This is a genomic window from Rhizobacter sp. Root1221 (genome assembly GCF_001425785.1).
Classification (GTDB): domain Bacteria; phylum Pseudomonadota; class Gammaproteobacteria; order Burkholderiales; family Burkholderiaceae_C; genus Rhizobacter.
Genome location: NZ_LMDI01000002.1, coordinates 105,812 through 128,126 on the forward strand (window position 1 = coordinate 105,812; position 22,315 = coordinate 128,126).

Annotated in this window: 14 protein-coding genes; 2 read left to right on the top strand and 12 right to left on the bottom strand. The window is 65.1% G+C overall.

The window, feature by feature from the left end; genetic code table 11:
* Positions 1 to 9 precede the first annotated feature (9 nt).
* Positions 10 to 3,840, top strand: a complete 3,831-nt coding sequence (locus tag ASC87_RS02565) for a pilus assembly protein (protein WP_157603794.1) — start codon at positions 10 to 12, stop codon at positions 3,838 to 3,840.
* 150 nt (positions 3,841 to 3,990) lie between these two features.
* Here the strand turns inward: ASC87_RS02565 and ASC87_RS02570 are convergent, their stop codons facing one another.
* The 12 genes from ASC87_RS02570 to ASC87_RS02625 form a co-directional block, all read right to left on the bottom strand.
* Positions 3,991 to 5,469 (bottom strand): glutamate synthase subunit beta, encoded by a 1,479-nt coding sequence (locus ASC87_RS02570; RefSeq protein ID WP_056656188.1) that lies wholly within the window; start codon positions 5,467 to 5,469, stop codon positions 3,991 to 3,993.
* A gap of 30 nt (positions 5,470 to 5,499) precedes the next feature.
* A complete protein-coding gene (locus ASC87_RS02575; protein ID WP_056656195.1) occupies positions 5,500 to 10,257 on the bottom strand; it encodes a glutamate synthase-related protein in 4,758 nt (1,585 codons plus the stop codon).
* A 131-nt stretch (positions 10,258 to 10,388) separates the two neighbouring features.
* The gene (locus ASC87_RS02580; protein ID WP_056656197.1) at positions 10,389 to 11,087 is read right to left on the bottom strand and encodes a transposase; all 699 of its coding nucleotides are present in this window, start codon (positions 11,085 to 11,087) and stop codon (positions 10,389 to 10,391) included.
* A 12-nt stretch (positions 11,088 to 11,099) separates the two neighbouring features.
* Positions 11,100 to 12,230, bottom strand: a complete 1,131-nt coding sequence (locus ASC87_RS02585; RefSeq protein ID WP_056656412.1) for a deoxyguanosinetriphosphate triphosphohydrolase — start codon at positions 12,228 to 12,230, stop codon at positions 11,100 to 11,102.
* A gap of 25 nt (positions 12,231 to 12,255) precedes the next feature.
* The gene (gene aroB / locus ASC87_RS02590) at positions 12,256 to 13,350 is read right to left on the bottom strand and encodes a 3-dehydroquinate synthase (RefSeq protein WP_056656198.1); all 1,095 of its coding nucleotides are present in this window, start codon (positions 13,348 to 13,350) and stop codon (positions 12,256 to 12,258) included.
* A gap of 27 nt (positions 13,351 to 13,377) precedes the next feature.
* Positions 13,378 to 13,959, bottom strand: coding sequence for a shikimate kinase (locus tag ASC87_RS02595; protein WP_235582019.1), 582 nt, complete (start codon positions 13,957 to 13,959; stop codon positions 13,378 to 13,380).
* 77 nt (positions 13,960 to 14,036) lie between these two features.
* Entirely contained in the window at positions 14,037 to 14,417 is a 381-nt protein-coding gene (locus ASC87_RS02600; protein ID WP_056656202.1) for a hypothetical protein, read from the bottom strand.
* Between the two features lie 66 nt (positions 14,418 to 14,483).
* Positions 14,484 to 16,628 (bottom strand): type IV pilus secretin PilQ, encoded by a 2,145-nt coding sequence (pilQ, locus tag ASC87_RS02605; RefSeq protein WP_235582031.1) that lies wholly within the window; start codon positions 16,626 to 16,628, stop codon positions 14,484 to 14,486.
* Positions 16,629 to 16,651: 23 nt separating this feature from the next.
* Positions 16,652 to 17,200: a pilus assembly protein PilP gene (locus ASC87_RS02610; protein WP_082568335.1), complete on the bottom strand. Its 549-nt coding sequence runs from the start codon at positions 17,198 to 17,200 to the stop codon at positions 16,652 to 16,654.
* Positions 17,197 to 17,895: a type 4a pilus biogenesis protein PilO gene (locus ASC87_RS02615; RefSeq protein ID WP_056656209.1), complete on the bottom strand. Its 699-nt coding sequence runs from the start codon at positions 17,893 to 17,895 to the stop codon at positions 17,197 to 17,199. The genes ASC87_RS02610 and ASC87_RS02615 overlap by 4 nt, the downstream gene beginning before the upstream one ends.
* A 13-nt stretch (positions 17,896 to 17,908) precedes the next feature.
* Entirely contained in the window at positions 17,909 to 18,547 is a 639-nt protein-coding gene (locus ASC87_RS02620) for a PilN domain-containing protein (RefSeq protein ID WP_056656211.1), read from the bottom strand.
* Positions 18,544 to 19,608: a pilus assembly protein PilM gene (locus ASC87_RS02625; protein ID WP_056656215.1), complete on the bottom strand. Its 1,065-nt coding sequence runs from the start codon at positions 19,606 to 19,608 to the stop codon at positions 18,544 to 18,546. The genes ASC87_RS02620 and ASC87_RS02625 overlap by 4 nt, the downstream gene beginning before the upstream one ends.
* 303 nt (positions 19,609 to 19,911) lie before the next feature.
* Here ASC87_RS02625 and ASC87_RS02630 point away from each other — a divergent pair, with 303 nt between their 5' ends.
* Positions 19,912 to 22,290 (top strand): penicillin-binding protein 1A, encoded by a 2,379-nt coding sequence (locus ASC87_RS02630; RefSeq protein ID WP_056656219.1) that lies wholly within the window; start codon positions 19,912 to 19,914, stop codon positions 22,288 to 22,290.
* Positions 22,291 to 22,315: the final 25 nt, after the last annotated feature.

Sequence of the window (22,315 nt, forward strand, 5' to 3'; positions counted from 1 at the left end):
GCACCTGTCATGAGCACCCACGCGACGACCTCGATCTGCCGTCCACCTTCGGCATGGTACCGGCCCGTCCGCAGCACCCTTGTGTCGCTGCTATGTGTCGGCATTGCCCTGCCCGGTTTCGCGACTACACCCCTGGCCGACCAGCCGCTGTTCTCCAACACCACCGTGCCGGGCAACGTGGCACTGGCGCTGTCCGTGGAATACCCGACCGCCATCCGTGCCGCGCATACGAACACCACGTACGCGACCACCACGGAATACCTCGGGTACTTCGACCCGAACAAGTGCTACACGTACAACAACGGCGCCACCGACAACGACCGCTATTTCATTCCGGCCGGCACCACCACGACCCGCTCTTGCACGGGCAAGTGGAGCGGCAACTTCCTGAACTGGGCCACGATGCAGACCATCGACCCGTTCCGCTGGGCCCTGACGGGCGGCTACCGCTTCCGTGACGAAACGACGCTGACGGTGCTCGAGCGCGCCTGGCAGTCCGGACAGGACAACAGTCTGTCGCCCAACAAGACCCTGGACGCAGCCCTGGTCCCTGGCGCCACCCCGTTCGACGGCGCCAACAGCCTCAAGATCCGAGTCGCCAATCTTGGCAACAAGTTCCGGTTCACCGGGAACAACGGCGCGAACGCGGTCAACGGTGCCACGGTCTCGCCGTTCGTCAACACCCCCGACAACACCACGTTGTTCGAGGCGTTCGCCCGGGTCAAGGTGTGCGATTCCAGCTCCTCCGCAGGAGGTGTCGAAAGCAACTGCAAGCAGTACGGCACCAACTGGAAGCCGGAAGGCCTGATCCAGCAGTACGCCAGCCGCATGCGGTTCAGCGCCTTCGGCTACATGAACCAGCAGGACGGCAACTCCCGGGACGGCGGTGTGCTGCGTGCACGCCAGAAGTTCGTGGGCCCGACGCAACCGGTGCCGGGCCTCCCGGCTACGACCAACCCGAAGTCGGAGTGGAACACCACCACCGGCGTGTTCGAACTGAACCCGGACGCCTCCGACGCGAGCGACACCAATGCGTTGTTCCGCCCCAGCACGAACGTGGCCAACAGCGGGGTGATGAACTACCTGAACAAGTTCGGTGAGATCACGCCCGGCAACTACCGGTCCAACGATCCGGTCAGCGAGTTGTACTACGCTGCGATCCGCTACTTCCGCAACCTGGGCAACGTGCCGGAATGGAGCAACATCGCCACCGGCACGGCCGCGGCCACGGTCACGGCACGCCTGGACGGGTTCCCGGTCATCACCACGTGGGACGATCCAATCCAGTACTCCTGCCAGCGCAACTTCATCCTCGGCATCGGTGACGTCTACACCCACGCCGACAAAAACGTTCCCGGCAACACCAACAACGCCGACGAGCCGGCAATGCCGTCCGCGGTGATCGCCGACTCGGCTGTCGATGCCGTCGCGGCCACGAACAAGGTGGGCGTGATGCAGGGCCTGGGGACGAACTACGGCACCACCTACAACATCAACGGTTGCTGCAGCAACAACGCTGGCCGGATGGCGGGCCTTGCCTACTGGGCGAACACCCAGGACATCCGTCCTGACGTCGCATCGGACACGAAGACCACGGGCAAGCAGACCATCCAGACGTACTGGGTGGACGTGCTCGAAAAGCCCTTCTCGCCGAACAACCAGTTCTACCTGGCAGCCAAGTATGGTGGTTTCGACGTGCCGGACGGCTATGACTTCAACCGCACCACGGCGCTCGACAGGACGTGGTGGAACAAGACCGCCGACACGGTGGGACCTTCGTCGAGCGGCACGTTCCAGGATCGTCCTGACAACTATTTCACGGCCGGCCGACCCGACCAGATGGTGGCCGGCCTGAACAAGGTGTTCGCCAGCATCGCCGCTCAACTCCGCGCCTACACCACCTCGTTCGCCGTGCCGGTGCCCCAGGTGGAGTCGTCGGGTGGCTTCAGCTACAGCAGCCGCTACGACTCGACGAACTGGACCGGCGAAGTCTCCAGTTCCAGTGTCGCGTTCGATACCACCACGGGCCAACCCACCACCACGGACCTCTGGAACTTCAGTGACCGCCTGGCCGCGCAGCTGTCAGGCACCGGGTGGAACACCGGCCGTCGCATGGTGACGCGCAATACCGAAACCGGCGCTGCCGTTGCGTTCCGCGCCGCGAACCTGTCCACCGCCCAACTCACTGCGCTCAACACCACCTACCGCACGGGCAACGACAGCACGGACTACCTGAACTACCTGCGCGGCGAACGCACCTACGAACTGAGCTCTGCCACTGCGGCCAACCGCTTCTATCGCACCCGCACGTCGCTGGTCGGTGACATCGTCGGTTCCAAGGCCCGCCCGGTGGGGCCGCCCAACCTCACGCTGTCCGAATCCATCAACCCGGGATACGCCGCCTTCAAGGCCGCGCACGCGTCGCGTACCACGATGGTCTATGCAGGGTCCAACGCGGGCGTGATGCACGCCATCATCGGGTCGACGGCCTCAACTCCGGCCGCCTCCGACGGCACCGAGTTGTTCGCCTATGTCCCGGGTGCGCTCTACCAGGGCCCCACGGCCACGCCGAACATCAACGGCCTGGCCGCCCTCGGCAACCCGCAGTTCCTGCATCACTACTACGTGAACGCCACCCCGCAGGTGTACGACGTCGACCTCAACCGCACCGGTGGGTCAACCAACGCCACCACGTCCGACTGGCGCTCGCTGCTCATCGGCGGACTCGGCAAGGGTGGTCGCAGCTACTACGCGATCGACGTGACCGACCCGTCCAGCATGACCAGCGAGTCCGCCGTCGCATCGAAGGTGATGTGGGAGTTCACCGACCCCGACCTCGGCTACACCTTCGGCGAACCGGCTGTGATCAAGACACGCAAGTACGGCTGGGTCGTCGTGCTGGTGTCCGGGTACAACAACACCGATGGCCGCGGCTACTTCTTCTTCGTCAACCCGCGCACCGGTGCGTTGCTCGAGAAAGTCTCCACCGGTTCCGGCAGCGCCACGGCAAGTGCGGGCCTGGCCCACGTGAACACTTACGTGAACGACCGGTCAGACGCGACGGCCGATGCCGCCTATGCCGGCGATCTCAACGGCAACGTCTGGCGTGTCGACCTGCGGCCCACGACGGGCAACTACGCTGCCCCGACGCTGATCGCGGTAGTGACCGACCCCGATGGCACGACCCAGCCGATCACCTCGCGCCCGCGCGTGGAGATCCAGTCGTCCAACCTGAAGCGCTACATCATGTTCGGCACCGGCCGCTTGCTGGATGACGCCGACATCGGCAGCACGCAGAACCAGTCCTTCTACGCGATCACCGACGGCGTCGCATCGCGCTTCAACGCCAATGCCTCCGACCTGCCCGTCCGGCGCGGCCGCATGACGCTCAATTCGGACCCGCTCGTCGGCGTGACCAACGCGACGGCCGACGCCCTGGGCTGGTTCATCAACCTGGGACGCGGCAACAGCAACATCGGATGGCGAGTCGTCTCCGAGCCGGCCATTTATGCCCCGCTCGACTTGGTAGCGTTCTCCTCGGTGCTGCCAAACGGCGACGCCTGCAACCCGGCCGGTTTCAGCCGCGTCTATGCACTGAACTACGGTACGGGTGCCAGCGTGCTCACGAGCGGTGTCAACAGCTCGACGACGATCGCGTACGCCACGTTCAACGGCGCGGTGACGGACATCCAGTTCCTGAGCCAACGCACCGGGACGGGCAACACACCGCGCCTCATCGTGGGCACGGACCAGGGTGAAGTGAAGTCCCTCCCGGGCAACTTCACGAAGACCACCTCGCTGCGCGTGCTGAACTGGCGCGAACTGAAGGTGACGAACTGAGGCAGAGACCGGCCACCGGCCGCGGCCAGCGTGGGTAGGTCCGCAAGGATTCACCCACAGGCCCGACCCCAACAAAATGGCGCCCCGCGGGGCGCCATTTTTCTTGGGGACTCGCCAGGCCGCGGGCAACGCGGCGACTGGCAGTGGGCTTCAGCGAGGCAGGTCGCTCACACCCATCAGGAACTCATCCACCGAACGCGCTGCCTGGCGCCCTTCGCGGATGGCGCGAACCACCAGCGACTGGCCATAGCGGACGTCCCCAGCGGCGAACACCTTCGCAACGTTCGTGGCATAACCGCCCACGAACTCGGTGCTGGCCTTCGCGTTGCCACGGGCGTCCTTGTCGACACCAAACGCTTCCAGCACGCTCGCCACCGGGCTCACGAAGCCCATCGCCAGGAAAACCAGCTCAGCTGGCAGCACCTGCTCGGAGCCAGCCACTTCGGTCATCTTGCCGTTGGCCCACTCGACACGCACGGTCTTCAGGGCCTTGAGCTTGCCCTTTTCCTTGCCTTCACCGCCGATGAATTCCTTCGTGGCGATGGCGAACTCGCGTTCGCAGCCTTCCTCGTGGCTGGAGCTGGTGCGCAGCTTGAGCGGCCAGTACGGCCACACGAGCGATTTGTTTTCCTGCTCCGGAGGCATCGGGGTCAGCTCGAACTGGGTCACGCTGGTAGCGCCCTGGCGGTTGCTGGTGCCCACGCAGTCGCTGCCGGTGTCACCGCCACCGATCACGATCACACGCTTGCCTTCGGCGCGCAGTTGCGCCTTGACCTTGTCGCCCGCGTTGACCTTGTTCTGCTGGGGCAGGAACTCCATCGCGAAGTACACGCCCTCGAGGTCACGGCCGGGCACCGGCAGGTCGCGCGGCTGTTCGGCGCCGCCAGCCAGCAGCACGGCGTCGAACTGCGACTTCAGGTCGTCGGGCGACACAGTCTCCGTGGCCCAGTTGGTGACCTTGCTGCCTTCGGGCAACGCACCCACCATCACGCCGGTGCGGAAGGTCACGCCTTCGGCCTTCATCTGGTCGACGCGGCGATCGATGTGCGACTTCTCCATCTTGAAGTCGGGGATGCCGTAGCGCAGCAGGCCACCGGCACGGTCATTCTTCTCGAACACCGTGACGTCGTGGCCCGCACGGGCCAGCTGCTGCGCAGCGGCCAGGCCGGCGGGGCCGGAGCCCACTACCGCCACCTTCTTGCCCGTCTTGACCTTGGCCGGGCGCGGCTGGACCCAGCCCTCGGCCCAGGCGCGGTCGATGATGGCGTGCTCGATGCTCTTGATGCCGACGGGGTCGTCGTTCACGTTGAGCGTGCAGGCCGCTTCGCACGGCGCCGGGCAGATGCGGCCCGTGAACTCCGGGAAGTTGTTCGTCGAGTGCAGCACCTCGATCGCGTTCTTCCAGTCGTCGCGGTAAACGAGGTCGTTGAAGTCCGGGATGATGTTGTTGACGGGGCAGCCGTTGTTGCAGAACGGCGTGCCGCAGTCCATGCAACGTGCGCCCTGGATCTTCGCCTCGTCGGTCTTCAGCCCGATGACGAATTCCTTGTAGTTCTTGACGCGGTCCTGAACGGGGGCGTACCCCTCTTCAAGACGCTCGTACTCCATGAAGCCGGTGACTTTTCCCATGATGCTTGATGACTCCTGGCGTGTGCGGGTTCAGGCCTTCGCGCGGCTCTTGCCGCCGGCGGGCTTGTCGGATGCCTTGGCCTTGGCGATGGTCTCGCCGGCCTGGCGGGCGGCGTGCATTTCGCCGAGCGCGCGCTTGTATTCGTTCGGGAAGACCTTGACGAACTTGCCGCGCGACTCCGCCCAGCTGTCGAGGATCTCGCGGGCGCGCAGGCTGCCCGTCCAGCGGTGGTGGTCCTCGAGGAGCTTCCTCAGCATGGCCTCGTCGGCCTGGCCCTGGTGCCACGTGGCCTTGTCGCCGGTGGCTTCCTGTTCCTTGACCGTGAGCACCTTGTCGAGCGACACCATCGAGGTGTTGCAACGGCTGGCGAACTGGCCATCCTCGTCGTACACGTAGGCCACGCCGCCGCTCATGCCGGCGGCGAAGTTGCGGCCCGTCTTGCCGAGCACGGCGACGGTGCCACCCGTCATGTACTCGCACCCGTGGTCGCCAGTGCCTTCGACCACCGCCGTGGCGCCCGACAGGCGCACGGCGAAGCGTTCGCCACCCACGCCACGGAAGAACGCCTCACCGCTGGTGGCGCCGTAAAGCACGGTGTTGCCGACGATGATGTTGCGCGCCGCGTCGCCGCGGAAGTCGATGCTCGGACGCACGATGACGCGCCCGCCCGACAGGCCCTTGCCGGTGTAGTCGTTCGCGTCACCGATCAGGTACAGCGTGATGCCCTTGGCCAGGAACGCGCCGAAGCTCTGGCCGCCGGTGCCTTCGAGTTGCATGAAGATCGTGTGATCCGGCAGGCCCTCGGGATGGCGGCGCACCAGTTCGCCCGACAGCATGGCGCCCACCGTGCGGTTGACGTTGCGCGTCTCGGCGATGAACTGCACCTTCTCGCCGCGCTCGAGCGCGGGCAGGCACTTCTCGATCAGCTTGACGTCGAGCGCACGGTCGAGGCCGTGGTCCTGGGTGTCGACCTGGCGGCGGGCCACTTCCGCCGGCGCACTGGGCAGGTGGAAGATGCGGCTGAAGTCGAGGCCCTTGGCCTTCCAGTGCGCGATGCCCTTGCGGGTGTCGAGCAGGTCGGCGCGGCCCACCAGGTCGTCGAACTTGCGGATGCCCAGTTGCGCCATGATCTGGCGGGCTTCCTCGGCCACGAAGAAGAAGTAGTTGACGACGTGTTCCGGGCGGCCCTGGAATTTCTGGCGCAGCACCGGATCCTGCGTGGCCACCCCCACCGGGCAGGTGTTCAGGTGGCACTTGCGCATCATGATGCAGCCTTCGACCACCAGCGGTGCGGTGGCAAAGCCGAATTCATCGGCGCCCAGTAGCGCACCGATGACCACGTCGCGGCCGGTCTTCATCTGACCGTCGGCCTGCAGGCGGATGCGGCCGCGCAGGCGGTTCAGCACCAGGGTCTGCTGCGTCTCGGCCAGGCCCAGTTCCCACGGCGTACCGGCATGCTTGATGCTCGACCACGGCGAGGCACCCGTGCCACCGTCGTGGCCAGCGATCACGATGTGGTCGGCCTTCGCCTTGGCCACGCCGGTGGCGATGGTGCCCACGCCCACTTCGGACACGAGCTTCACGCTGATGTCAGCGCGCTTGTTCGCGTTTTTCAGGTCGTGGATGAGCTGCGCCAGATCTTCGATGGAGTAGATGTCGTGGTGCGGCGGCGGGGAGATGAGGCCCACGCCCGGCACGGAATAGCGCAGCTTGCCGATGTACTCGGACACCTTGCCACCCGGCAGTTGGCCGCCCTCGCCCGGCTTGGCGCCCTGGGCCATCTTGATCTGGATCTGGTCGGCCGACGACAGGTACTCGGCGGTCACGCCGAACCGGCCCGAGGCCACCTGCTTGATCTTCGAACGCAGCGAGTCGCCTGCGTTGAGTTCGTAGTCGACCTGGACATCGCCTCCGGGCATCAACTCGCTGATCTTCGCGCCCTGGACGATGGGGATTCCCTTGAGCTCGTTGCGATAACGGGTAGGGTCTTCGCCGCCTTCACCGGTGTTCGATTTGCCGCCGATGCGGTTCATCGCGACGGCCAGCGTGGCGTGGGCTTCGGTGCTGATGGAGCCCAGCGACATGGCGCCGGTGGCAAACCGCTTGACGATGTCGGCCGCCGATTCGACTTCGTCGAGCGGGATGGCCTTGCTCGGGTCGAGCTTGAACTCGAACAGGCCGCGCAGCGTCAGGTGACGGCGCGACTGGTCGTTGATGATCTGCGCGTATTCCTTGTAGGTGTCGAACTTGTTCGCGCGGGTGCTGTGCTGCAGCTTCGCGATCGCGTCCGGCGTCCACATGTGTTCCTCGCCGCGCACACGCCAGGCGTATTCGCCACCCGCGTCGAGCATGCCGGCCAGCACCGGGTCGTCACCGAAGGCGGCCTTGTGCATGCGCAGCGCTTCCTCGGCCACGTCGAACACGTCGATGCCACCCACCTGGCTGGCGGTGCCACGGAAGAACTTGTCGATCAGCGCCTTCTCGAGGCCGATGGCCTCGAACAGCTGCGCACCGCAGTAGGACATGTACGTGGACACGCCCATCTTCGACATGATCTTCGACAGGCCCTTGCCGATGGCCTTCACGTAGTTGTAGATGGCCTTGTCGGCCGACAGGTCGCCCGGAAGCTCCTTGTGCATGCCGGCGAGGGTTTCCATCGCGAGGTACGGGTGCACGGCTTCCGCGCCATAGCCCGCCAGCACGGCAAAGTGGTGCACTTCGCGGGCCGAACCGGTTTCGACAACCAGGCCGGCCGTGGTGCGCAGGCCCTCGCGCACCAGGTGCTGGTGCACGGCGGACAGTGCCAGCAACGCCGGGATGGCCACGTTGTCGCGGTCCATGTGGCGGTCGCTGATGATCAGGATGTTGTGGCCACCCTTGATGGCGTCCACCGACTCGGCGCACAGCGACGCGAGCTTGGCCTCCACGCCCTCGTCGCCCCAGGCGAGCGGGTACGTGATGTTGAGCTCGTAGCTCTTGAACTTGCCGTAGGTGTACTTGCCGATCTCGCGCAGGCGCTCCATGTCGGCGAAGTCGAGCACGGGCTGCGACACCTCGAGCCGCATCGGCGGGTTCACCGCGTTGATGTCGAGCAGGTTGGGTTTCGGGCCGATGAACGAGACGAGCGACATCACCACCGCTTCGCGGATGGGGTCGATGGGCGGGTTCGTGACCTGGGCGAACAGCTGCTTGAAGTAGTTGTACAGCGGCTTGTTCTTGTCCGACAGCACCGCGAGCGGCGAGTCGTTGCCCATCGACCCCGTGCCTTCTTCGCCGGCCTGGGCCATCGGGCTCATCAGGAACTTGATGTCTTCCTGCGTGTAGCCGAAGGCCTGCTGGCGGTCGAGCAGGGCTTCGCTGAACTGGCTGGCGGTGCCGGTGGCGTCGATCGAGTCGAGGCGCACGCGCACGTTCTCGATCCACTGGCGGTACGGCTTGGCCAGGGCAAACTGGTTCTTCAGTTCCTCGTCCTCGATGATGCGGCCCTGCTCGAAGTCGATCAGGAACATCTTGCCCGGCTGCAGGCGCCACTTCTTGATGATCTTGTTCTCGGGGATCATCGGCAGCACGCCGGATTCCGAGGCCATCACCACGAGGTCGTCGTCGGTGACGATGTAGCGCGACGGACGCAGGCCATTGCGGTCGAGCGTGGCGCCGATCTGGCGGCCGTCGGTGAACACCATCGACGCCGGGCCGTCCCACGGCTCGAGCATTGCGGCATGGTATTCGTAGAACGCGCGGCGACGGTCGTCCATGGTCGCGTGCTGCTCCCAGGCTTCCGGGATCATCATCATGGCGGCGTGGGCGAGCGAGTACCCGCTCATCGTCAGCAGCTCGAGCGCGTTGTCGAACGTGGCGGTGTCGGACTGGCCTTCGAAGCTGATGGGGTACAGCTTCTGCAGGTCGTCGCCCAGCACCGGCGACTTCATCACGCCTTCGCGGGCGCGCATCCAGTTGAAGTTGCCCTTGACGGTGTTGATCTCGCCGTTGTGGGCCACCATCCGGTACGGGTGGGCCAGCGGCCACTCGGGGAAGGTGTTCGTGGAAAAACGCTGGTGCACGAGGGCCAGCGCCGAGGTGGCGCGCGGGTCCTGCAGGTCCTTGTAGTACTTGCCCACCTGGTCGGCGAGCAGCAGGCCCTTGTAGATGATGGTGCGGCAGCTCATGCTGGGCACGTAGTACTCGTGGCTGTGCGTGAGCTTGAGGCGCTGGATGGCGCTCGAGGCCGTCTTGCGGATCACGTAGAGCTTGCGTTCGAGCGCGTCGGGCACGATGACGTCCGGGCCGCGGCCGATGAACACCTGGCGGATGATCGGCTCTTTCTCGCGCACCGTGGGCGACATCGGCATCTCGGCATCGACCGGCACGTCGCGCCAGCCCAGCAGCACCTGCCCCTCGGCCTTGATGGCACGCTCGACGGCCTGTTCGCAAGCGAGGCGGGAGGCGTGTTCCTTCGGCAGGAAGATCATGCCCACGCCGTATTCGCCCGGGGGCGGCAGCGTGACGCCCTGGGCTGCCATTTCCTCGCGATAGAACTCGTCGGGGATCTGGATCAGGATGCCGGCGCCGTCGCCCATCAGGGCATCGGCACCCACGGCACCCCGGTGGTCCAGGTTCTCGAGGATCTTCAGGCCCTGCTCGACGATGCTGTGGGCCTTGTGGCCCTTGATGTGCGCCACGAACCCGACACCGCAGGCGTCGTGTTCGTTCGTGGGGTCGTAGAGGCCGTGTTCGGCGGCGGCCTGGCGTTCAGCGGCGGTGGCGGTGCCTGGGATGGCCTGGGTCATGGCGCACTCCATGTCATGAAAATGGGGATTGCCGAGGATACTGCAGCGAACCCCTCAAGACAACGCAAACAATTGGGGTCTGTCACCAATTAAATGTTGACGATTCTGCTGCGCAATTAATTGGGGACATATCAAGCGCTGCCCGACGATTTCGGTGGGCGGCCTCGTTTCAGCGGCACGAGGCGCCGGGTTGTCTGTCCCGCCAGGCTTTCGATGAACCGCGGCGACCCGAGCGGCCACCCCTTGTGGACCCCTTCCTCCAGCACCGCGCGCTGGCGCGCCGGCAGCCCGGCCGACAGCAATGCGCGGTACGCTGCCTCCCGATCGAACGGCGTGTTGCCGAGCGCCCAGAACACCGGATGGTCGGCGACCAGCGAGTCTTGACGCCGGCCGAGGTGATGCCCTCGGCTCGACGCGGCTTCCGCGTCGGCCACTGCGGCACCTCCCGCCCAGTTCGCCTCGTCCTCGACGTAGCACATCGCTTCAAGCAAATGGCGTTCCGGCTCGATCACGGTCGCGCGGAACCGCCCTTCCCACAGTCCGCCGGTACGGGCATGGCGGCGATTGAACGCACCGCCGTACCGACGCCCGAGCGACTGCATCATCCGCCCGAGCGCCTCTGCCGTGGCTGGCGTGGCAAGCAGCCTCACCTCGCCGTCGAGCAACCCATAGGCATGCAGCGCGACACCTTCCGCGCGCGCAGCCTCGCCCAGAAGGTTGCGAAAGAGGGTACGGTCGGAGTCGTCCACGAATACGGCCTGCTGGTGGTGGCTGCGCTGCACCAGCAGGTGCGGCACCCCACCGACGCTCAGTCGCGGAAGCCGGGCCATGCTCGCCCGCCGTCAGTCGAACAGGCGGCGCCCGGTCAGGCGCTCGTGTTCGCGCAGCGCGAAGCGGTCCGTCATGCCGGCGATGTAGTCGGCCAACGCGCGCGGCAGGTCGCCTCCGGGGGCAAGCGATGCGGGCGGTTCGACCTGGTACGCGGCGAACAGTTCGCGGATCACGTCCTTCGCACGCCCCGTGGTGTCGGCCACTTGCGGATGGCGGTACAGGTTGTCGCGCAGAAACCGTTTCAGGGCCACGCCTTCCTCGGCCATCTCGGCGGAGAACGACACCAGCGGGCGACCCCGCCGGACGTCGTCGACGTCCCGGGGCGCAGCGATCGCCAATGCCTGCCCCGTGGTGCGCAACACGTCGTACACCTGCTCTGACAACATGCGCCTGATCGACTCGAACAGCAACCGCCGCCCCTTTAGACCCGGATGCTGCGCCAGCGCCTCCCGCAGGAAGCGCCGGAACAGCGGCACCTCCTCCACCTGCTCGAGCGACAGCAGGCCGGAGCGCACGCCGTCGTCCACGTCGTGGGCGTTGTAGGCGATCTCGTCAGCCAGGTTGCACAACTGGGCTTCGAGACTCGGCTGTTGCCGCGCGAGGAAGCGATGCCCCACGCCACCGGGCTCTCGCGCCTCCAGGCGCCGCGCGTTGGCCGCCGAACAGTGCTTGAGGATGCCCTCGCGGGTCTCGAAACAGAGGTTCAGGCCGTCATGGTCGGGGTAACGTTCTTCCAGGCTGTCGACGACCCGCAGGCTCTGGAGGTTGTGCTCGAAGCCCCCGGATTCCGGCGCGGCAGCCAGGAGGCACTCGTTCAGGGCGTCCTGGCCCGCATGTCCGAACGGCGTGTGCCCAAGATCGTGCGCAAGCGCGATCGCTTCGACCAGGTCTTCGTTCAGTCCCAGCGTGCGCGCGATCGAGCGCCCGAGCTGAGCCACTTCCAGGGAATGGGTCAGCCGGGTACGGAACAGGTCGCCCTCATGGTTCAGGAACACCTGGGTCTTGTAGACCAGACGCCGGAACGCCGTGCTGTGGACGATGCGATCCCGGTCCCGCTGGAAGTCGCTGCGCGTGGGCGCCGGGGCCTCCGCATGGCGGCGGCCCCGCGATTGCTCGGGAGCGCAGGCGTACGGCTGCAGCATCGCTTCGGGCCGGTGTGCGTAGCCGTCAGCCGGTGTGCGCGGCCAGCACGTCACGGACCACGGCATCCGGTGCCGGCCGCACCGAGGCCTGGCCGGGTTGGTCGATCACGACAAAGCGGATCTCTCCGCCCTCGGCCTTCTTGTCCACGCGCATGAACTCGAGGTAACGGTCCGCGCCGAGCGCAGGACCCCTCACAGGCAGCCGCGCGCGTTCGATCAAGCGTGTCAGGCGATCGACATAAGCGCGGTCGATCAAGCCCAACCGGCAGGACAGGTCGGCCGCCATGACCATGCCGCACCCCACGCCCTCGCCGTGCAACCAGGCGCCATATCCCATGCCCGCTTCGATCGCGTGGCCGAAGGTGTGGCCGAAGTTCAGGATGGCGCGCAAGCCAGACTCCCGCTCGTCCTGGCCCACCACCCACGCCTTGATTTCGCAGGAACGTTTGACCGCGTAGGCCAGGGCCTTCTTGTCGCGCGCCCACAGCGCGTCGAGGTTGTCTTCGATCCAGGTCAGGAAGACATCGTCGGCGATGGGGCCGTACTTGATGACTTCGGCCAGGCCCGCCGCCAACTCGCGGTCGGGCAATGTGTCCAGCGTGTCGAGGTCGGCGATCACCCGCTGAGGCTGGTAGAAGGCCCCGATCATGTTCTTGCCCAGCGGGTGGTTGATGGCCGTCTTGCCTCCCACCGAGGAGTCCACCTGGGCAAGCAGCGTGGTGGGCACTTGCACGAACGGCACCCCCCGCATGTAGCTGGCGGCAGCAAAACCGGTGATGTCACCCACGACACCACCGCCCAGGGCGAACAACACGGTCTTCCGATCGAGGCCCGCGCCGAGAAGACGATCGAAAATGGCGTTGAGGGACGCCCAGTCCTTATGCGCCTCGCCGTCTTCCAGTTCGATGGTGACGACCGCGCTGTAGGTGGCCGTCAGGCGTTGCTGGAGGCGGGCCGCGTACAAGGGCGCTACGGTGCGGTTCGTGACGATGACGGCGGTCGCGGCCTTGGGCAAGTCGGCGAAGGCCGAGCTACTGTCGAGAAGGCCTGCACCAATCAGGATGTCGTATCGCCGGTCACCGAGGTCGATGCCGACCACGTCGGGGAAAATGTCGTTCATGCCACGGAGTTTAGCGGGCCGCTCGTTTCATCCCGCGGGCGGTGGGGTTGGTTCCGTGGGGGCAGAAGCCATCTCGTCCGCACCCACGATGCCCATCAGTTCGAGCTGCATCATGAGCATGTTGACGAGCGCTGGCACCGACGGACGACCGGTGTCGATGACGAAGTGGGCGACCGACTGGTAGAGCGGATCACGTTCCGAATGCATCTCGCGCAACCGCGCCAGCGGGTCGCGCACTTGCAGCAGGGGGCGCTGGGTGTCGTGGCGCAGTCGGCGATAGAGCTCCTCCGGCGTGGAGCGGAGGTAGATCACGTGGCACTCGGCATGCAGCACGAGGCGATTGGCTTCGCGGAGGGTGGCCCCGCCGCCAGTGGCCAGCACGAGGCCGCGCGGCACGCTCAACTCGGCGATCACCTGGGACTCGATGTCCCGGAAGGCGGCCTCTCCCTCTTGCTCGAAGAAGCTGCGAATCGAACGCGCGATGCGCTGTTCGATCACCGTGTCACTGTCGACGAACGTTCGACGCAACCGCTTCGCCAGGTGGCGACCGACGGTGGACTTGCCACCGCCAGGAAGGCCGACCAGTGCGATGTTTCTTGCGTGAGACACGGTCGATGAACGCTGGGGAGATGCCCCCCATGAAGAGCCAAGCGGTCCGCTCGACCGCAAGAATGGCTGCCCGGGGATCAGGTGCCCTTGCTGTTGACAGTCAGATTGATCGTGCGCCCGAGCGCATCAACCACGGTGACGATGCCAGGAGAGAAACAGCCGCCGAGAAGCGACACAGTGAAGCTGCCGTTCTTGGGGACCGTGGACTTGTCCACCTTCATCACATCGGGAAAGGTGTTGTTCAGCTGGTACGGCGCTGCACCACCATAGACATACACCGTGGCGACGTTATCCACGGCACCGCAGGCGGCCGTCGTCCAATTCTGCGTGACTTCGGCCGGAGAAATGCTGAAGACCACATCGGCCCCAGCTTCGTCTTCACCACCACCGCCGCAAGAAGCCAGGACGGCAAGGCTGGCCAACAGGAGTGGCATGCGGACATAGCGCGTCAGTTTCATTGAATCACCTGTGCAATCTGAATGTTCGTTTGTTTCGAGCCGGAGTATCGCCTGCGCTGCAAGAGATCAGCGAGCGGCCGACGAGCGATCGTTCACCACCTTCGGCGTGATGAAGATCAGCAGTTCGGTCTTGCTGGTGTTGCGCGTCTTGGTGCGGAACAATGCGCCCAGGTAGGGAATGTCCCCGAGGAATGGGACCTTCGTGACGTCGTCACGCTCTTCCTGCGTGAAGATGCCGCCGATCACCACCGTGCCACCGTTCTCGACCAAAACCTGCGTGCGAACATGTTTGGTGTTGATCGCAAGGCCGGCGGCCGTGATGCGGCCGACGCTGTCCTTGTTGACATCGACGTCCAGGATCACGTTGCCTTCAGGCGTGATCTGAGGAATCACTTCCAGCTTCAGGTTGGCCTTGCGGAACTGCAGCGCGGTGGCACCGCTGGACGTGGCGATCTGGTACGGCAGTTCTTCGCCTTGCTCGATCAGTGCCTTCACCTGGTCGGCGGTGATGACACGCGGGCTGGAGACGATGCGGCCCTTGCCGTCGGCCTCGAGCGCCGACAACTCCAGGTTCAGGTAGCGGCCTGCGGCAGCACTGAACAGCGACAGCGCGAACGACGAGGCGCTGTAGTCGTTGAAACCGTTGGCGGGCAGTTGGACGAACTGGGTATCGGTGTAATCAATTTCGTCGAGCTTGACCTGTCCGGTGTAACCACCAACCGCGTTGATGTTGCCGGACATGGTGACCCGGTTGTCACCACCCACGTTGTAGCCGGGCACACCGCCTCGCGCCAGTCGATTGTCGGTGGCGCCCAACTTCACGCCCAGCGAACGACCGAACGTGTCCACCGCCTCAACAATGCGGGCTTCGATCAGCACTTGGCGCACGGGGATGTCGATCTTGGCGATCAGGGCCTGGATTTCCTCGAGCTTCGCCGGGATGTCCGTGACGAAGAGCTGGTTCGTGCGGCTTTCGAAGATCACGCTGCCTCGCGCGGTGATGATCTTGGTGCCGCTGCCTGCGCCGCCGCTCGATTGACCCGTCAGACCCTTGGCCACCTCTTCGGCCTTGGTGTAGTTGAGCTGGAACGACTGGGTGCGAACCGGCTCGAGGCTCGCAATCTGGGCTTTGGCCTCGAGATCGACCTTCTCCTTGGCCGCGAGCTCATCCTTCGGCGCGATCAGGATCACGTTGCCGGACTTGCGGAGCCCGAGGCCCTTGGCCTGCAGGATGATGTCGAGCGCTTGGTCCCAAGGGACGTCCTTGAGGCGCAGCGTCACGTTGCCGGTGACGGTGTCACTCGTCACGACGTTGAAGTTTGTGAAGTCGGCGATGACCTGCAGCAAGGCGCGGACTTCGATGTTCTGGAAGTTCAGCGAGAGCTTTTCACCGGTGTAGCCCGGGCCTTGCACCAGCTTGTTCGGGTCAACCTTCTGCGTGCGAACTTCGAGCACGAACTGGTTGTCGGTCTGGTATGCGCTGTGCTCCCAGTTGCCGCGCGGCTCGACCACCAGGCGCACACGGTCACCGCTCTGGAAAGCCGACACGGCGTTCACCGGCGTGCCGAAGTCGGTCACATCGAAGCGGCGGCGCAGGCTTTCCGGCAGCGTGGAGCGCAGGAATTCGACGACGAGGGTCTGCCCTTGCTGACGGATGTCGACACCGACCTGGTTGTTCGGGAGGTCGACCACGACCCGGCCGGCGCCATCCTGACCGCGGCGGAAGTCGATGTTCTTCAGCGACACCTGCGACTGGTTCAGGTTCTCGGCGAAACGGACCGGCTCGGCATTGGAAGCCGCCACGCTGGCGTTCGCACCGGACGGTGCAGGACCATTGTCGATCGTGACGATCAGCACCTTGCCCTGGATCTGCGCACGGTAGTTGGCCGCCTGTTTCAGGCTGACCACCAGGCGCGTGCGCTCACCGCCTTGCGCGATGCTCACGCCGCGGACGTTGCCTTGGTTGATGTCGACCGTGGACTTGCCGATGGCATTGGTGACGCCCGGCAAGTCGAGCGCGATGCGAGGAGGCGTCTGCACGGTGAACCCCGCCGGAACGGCGGTCAACGGCTCCGACAGTTCGATGCGAATCACATCGGAACCGCCTTGCGACGCGCCATTGATCGACTGGATGGTGTTTTGCGCCCACGCCGACACGGACGTGCCGAAGAACAACGCGATGGCGACTGCGCGCGCCCGCCACTTAATCATCATTTGATTCTCCTGCATGTTCTTCATCGCGCATTCTCCTGAAGCTGGAGGGAGCTGATGCGCTCGGTCCATTCGCCTGCTGCGTCCTGCACGATCTCTCGGTAGGTCACTTCCGTTTCGGTGATCGACCGGATCTTTCCGTAGTTCTGGCCGATGTAGTCACCGACCTTGACCTGGTAGAGCAACTTGTCAACCCGCAGCAACGCTTGTGGGCGTGCTTGTTTCGTGACGCTGCCCACCATGTTCATGCTGTCGATGGGGTATGCCTCCAGCGGTTCTCGCCGGCGGTTCACTTCGGCCGCCAGCAGCGAGTTCTGCTGCCGGGCCTCCTGCTTGATCGCCACCGCCAGCTTCTGGCTGCTGAAGGGCTCGACCGCGTTCGCGGCGAGGTAAGGCTGGGGATCGAATTTCCGCGGCGGCGACAGAGGCGTCACGTTGGGCTTGACCTCCCGGCGCTGCTGCTCCATCCATTGCGAGAGTTCGTCCTGGGCGTCTCCGCAGCCCGCCAGCACCATCGGCAGCAGGGCCGCGAGCAGCAGGGCTCGCGAGGTACGCGACGACGACATCGTCATTTCTTGGCTCCCTGCTTCGCCTTGTCGGCAGCCTTCTTTTGCTCCATCACCTCATCGGCGTCGAGGTAACGGTACGTGCGTGCGGTGGCTTCCATGGTCAGGGCTCCGCCCGAATCCTTGGTGTCCTTCGGCACACTGATGGTCACGTTGTGCAACGTGACGATGCGCGAGAGATTGGAGACGTCGGCCGTGAACGAGCCGATGTCGTGGTACCGACCCGACACCTTGAGGGCGATGGGCAGTTCCGCGTAGTAGTCCTTCACGAGCACCTGACCCGGGCGGAACAGTTCGAACTGCAGGCCCCGGCCCAGGCCTGCCTGGTTGATGTCGGACAGCAGGGCGTCCATTTCGGCCTTGCCCGGCAGCTGCTTCTCGAGCTGGGTCACGTATTCCTCGACCTGGAGCTTCTGCTTGCGCAGCTCTTCCAAATTCACCGCCTGCGTCAGCTTGCTGCGGTAGTCCTGTTTCAGCGTGGGCTCGCGGGCGCGTTCGGCTTCGAGCGCCTCATCGGCGCTCGACAGCACGGCGAACCAGCTGAGGCCGACGATCAGGACAGCCACGACCACCCAGGCGGCGAACTTGGGCAGCAGCGGCCACTGGCCCGGCTCGTTGGGATTGAGGCCCCGGAACTGCGAGGCTGCAGCGCCGAAGACCGAGTTCAGATCGATGTTGGCGGATTTCGCTAGCGTTGCCATGGCGTCTCGGTGTTCAGGGCTGCTTGACAGGGTTCACCGGCGCGCTCGCGGCGGCGCCTGGCTGCGAGGCCGCACCCGCGGGGCCTTCGACCTGCGGGCGCTTGACGCTCACACGCATCGAGAAGTCGAACAGGCGGCGCTGGTCGCGGGCCGTGGCCTGCGGGGTGGCGGCCTTGATTTCGACAAGCTCGGGGCGGGTGAGCCACTCGCTGTTGTTGCTGGTGTTGCGCAGCAGTTCGGAGACCCGCTCGTTGGTTTGCGCGATGCCCGTCAGCGTCAGCACCTGGCCGTCTTGCTTGACGGTGGTGTAGTACACGCCTTCCGGCGTGTGCTTGACGAGTTCGTTCAGCACGTGCACCGGGATGTTGCGGTCGGTCTGCAGATCCTCGACGGCCTTTTGACGGGCCTTGAGGCGGTCGATCTCGGCACGCAGCGTGGCGACGTCCTTGATCTGCAACTCGAGCTTCTGGATCTCGGCGATCAGGAACTGGTTGCGCTCCTGCTGGTTCGACGTCATCTGCTGCAGCACGAGGTACCACATGGCGGCGACCGCGACCCCCACGGCAGCCGCCAGGCCCAGGCCCAGGAAAAAGGCCGCCTTGCGCCGCTTGCGCTTTTCCTCCCGATGCGGGAGCAGGTTGATCAGGATCACTGCAGGAACCTCCGCATCGCCAAGCCACACGCAGTCAGGTAGGAAGGCGCCTCTCGGCGCAGCTTGCTTTCACGCACGGCGGACCCGAGCTTCATGCTTTCGAACGGATTGACCACCATCGACGCGAAGCCGGTCAGTTCGGTGACGCGGTCCTTGAGGCCCGGCAGCGTGGCCGTGCCACCCGCGAGCATCACGTAGTGGACCTTGTGGTGCGGCGTGCTGGTGAAGAAGTACTGCAACGCCCGGCCGATTTCCTGCGACAGGCTGTCGACGAACGGCGCCAGAATGGACGATTCGTAGTCTTCCGGAAGCTCGGCGGACAGCTTCTTCTGCTCCGCTTCCTCGAACGAGAAGCCGTACTGGCGGGAGATCAGCTGCGTCAGCTGGGCGCCGCCAAAGGCCTGGTCCCGGTCGTACAGCATCTCGTCGTCGCGAAGGACCTTGAGGCTGGTGGTGTCTGCGCCAATCTCGAACAGCGCAACCAGTGCGTCCTTGCCTTCGTTGGGCAGGGCCTCGATGAGCCGGCCCATCGCCAGGCGCGACGCGTGCGATTCGATGTCAAGCACCACCGGCTTCAGGCCGGCGGCTTCGGCGAGACCTTGGCGGTCCTGCACACGATCCTTGCGGGACGCGGCGATGAGCACCTCGACGTCACCAACGGACGTGGGGCTGGGGCCGATCACGGAAAAGTCGAGACTGACCTCATCCAGCGAAAACGGAATGTACTGGTTCGCTTCGGACTCGACCTGGAGCTCGAGTTCCTCTTCGCGCAGGCCGGCGGGCAGCATGATCTTTTTGGTGATCACGGCTGACTGCGGCATGGCCAGCACGACCTGCTTCGCCTTGGTGCCACTCTTGATCACCACGCGGCGAACCGCTTCGGCGACTTCGTCGAATTTTTCGATCTGGCCGTCGGTGATCCAGCCTTTTTCAAAGCTTTCGGCGGCAAAACGTTCAAGCACATAGTCGCCGGATGCGGTCTGGCCGAGCTCGACCAGCTTGACGCTGGAAGAGCTGATGTCCAGCCCGATCATGGCCGGGTGCTTGCGGCCTAACAACATGTCTAGGAAGCTCACGAGGCCATCTCCCAGGGCGCAAAAAACAGCGCTGGATTGTTAAGAAGTTACTTCAATGCTAGCAGTAAACCCTTTGTGCAACAAAGAAATTTCCTTTTCTTGCATCTCGCGGCCGTTGCAAATCTCAGACGAAATAACCGGTCAAAAAATGTCACATCGGGGTCCTGCGCGAAGCGGGTTGGGGTTGTCCCGGACGGCCTGCGGTCACAGCCTGTTAAGCAGTTCACACTCTGCGCCTGCCGCCCCTGACGCCGTTCTTATAATCACGCCGACTTTCGTTGGAGCTTCATGAGCGATTCCACCCGCGCGACCGAGAACAAAGCAACGTCTTCCCCCCGCCCCGCCCATTCTCGGGCGCCCCACTGGCTCCGTTGGGTCGGAAAAGCTGCCCTTTGGTGCGCTACTTCGGTGGCGGCCATGGTGTTTGCCGTGCTGCTGCTGGGCGGGGTGGCGCTGGCCGTCGCGTACCCCCACCTCCCGCAGATCAGCGGGTTGCTGGACTATCGCCCCAAGCTGCCCATGCGCATTTACTCGGCCGATGGCGTGCTGCTGAGCGAGTTCGGCGAGGAGCGCCGCAACTTCACGCCCATCGGCCAGGTGCCGAAGGTGATGAAGGATGCCGTGCTGGCGATCGAGGACGCCCGCTTCTATGAACACAGCGGCGTGGACTACAAGGGCGTGCTGCGTGCCGGCCTGGCGCACTTGAGCGACGCCCGCAGCCAGGGCGCGTCAACCATCACGATGCAGGTGGCCCGCAACTTCTACCTGTCGACCGAGAAGACCTTCACCCGGAAGATCTACGAGGTGCTGCTGGCCCTCAAGATCGAGACCCAGTTGACCAAGGACCAGATCCTCGAGGTCTACATGAACCAGATCTTCCTGGGCCAGCGGGCCTACGGGTTCGCGGCCGCCAGCGAGATCTACTTCGGCAAGCCCCTGCAGTCGATCACCGTGGCCGAGGCCGCGATGCTCGCCGGCCTGCCCAAGGCGCCGTCGAACTACAACCCGGTCAACAATCCCCGGCGCGCCACGATCCGGCAGCTGTACATCATCGACCGGATGCTCGAGAACGGATTCATCACCCGGGAAGAGCATGACGCAGCTCGCAACCAGCCCATGCGCTACCGCCCGCCCACCGAGGTGCCGGTGCACGCCGAGTTCGTCGCCGAAGCAGCGCGGCAGATGCTCTACACGCAATACGGCGACGACGCGTACAGCCGGGGCCTGAATGTCTACCTGACGATCCAGTCCGGCGAACAAGGCGTGGCCTACCGCGCGCTTCGCAAGGGCGTGCTCGACTACGAACGCCGGCAGGTGTACCGTGGCCCGGAGGCCTACATCGACCTGCCTTCCAACTCGAAGGAGATCGACGCACGCGTGGCCGAGGCGCTGGTGGACCACCCGGACAACGACGAACTCCGCGCGGGGGTGGCCCTCGAGGTGAGCCCGCGCAAGGTGATCGCCATGCTGCAGAACGGCGAATCGGTGACCGTGACCGGTGAAGGCCTCAAGCCGGCCACGTCAGGCCTGTCGGACAAGGCCAGCCCAAAGACCCGCATCCGCGTCGGCGCCGTGATCCGGCTCGTGAAAAACGCCAAAGGCGACTGGTCCATCACGCAGCTGCCGGAAGTCGAAGGTGCCTTTGTGGCACTCGACCCCCGCAACGGTGCCATCCGGGCCATGGTGGGCGGGTTCGACTACGCCAAGAACAAGTTCAACCACGTCACGCAGGCGTGGCGCCAACCGGGCTCGAGTTTCAAGCCTTTCATCTACTCGGCCTCGCTCGAAAAGGGCTTCACCCCCGCCACCGTGATCAACGACGCGCCGTTGTTCTTCAATGCGGGCACCACCGGCAGCCAGCCGTGGGAACCCAAGAACTACGACGGCACGTTCGACGGCCCCATGTCGATGCGGCGTGGGCTGGCCAAATCGAAGAACATGATCTCGATCCGGATCCTTCAGTCCATCCAGCCCGCCTACGCACAGGAATGGATCACCCGGTTCGGATTCGAGGCCGACAAGCACCCCGCGTACCTGACGATGGCACTCGGGGCCGGTTCGGTCACGCCGCTGCAGATGGCCTCGGCGTATGGGGTGTTCGCCAACGGCGGGTACCGCCTGAACCCGTACCTGATCAGCAAGGTGACCGACTCCAAGGGCAAGGTGCTGACCGAGGCCCGGCCGCAGGCACTCGACGAATCGGCCCGCGCGATCGATGCACGCAACGCGTTCGTGATGACGAGCCTGCTGCAGGAGGTCACCCGCTCCGGCACCGCGGCCCGCGCCCAGGGCACGCTGAAACGCCCGGACATCTACGGGAAGACCGGCACCACCAATGATTCGCTCGACGCCTGGTTCGTCGGTTACCAGCGCACCGTGGTGGCGGCCGTGTGGATCGGCTACGACACCCCGCGCAAGCTGGGCGCTCGCGAAACCGGCGGTGGCCTCGCCCTGCCGGTGTGGATCGACTACATGAGTTCCACGCTCAAGGGCGTGCCGGTGGAGGAGCCCTCGGCACCGTCCGGGCTGGCGAACCTCGGCGGCGAGTGGTACTACGACGAGTACACCCACGGGGGCGGCGTCAGCAGCCTGGGTCTCGACGACAAGCTGCCCACCGCACCGAGCGAGGACGAGAAAAAGGGCATCCTCGACCTCTTCAAGAACTGACCGGAGTGGGTCGGGCGCAGCCCGA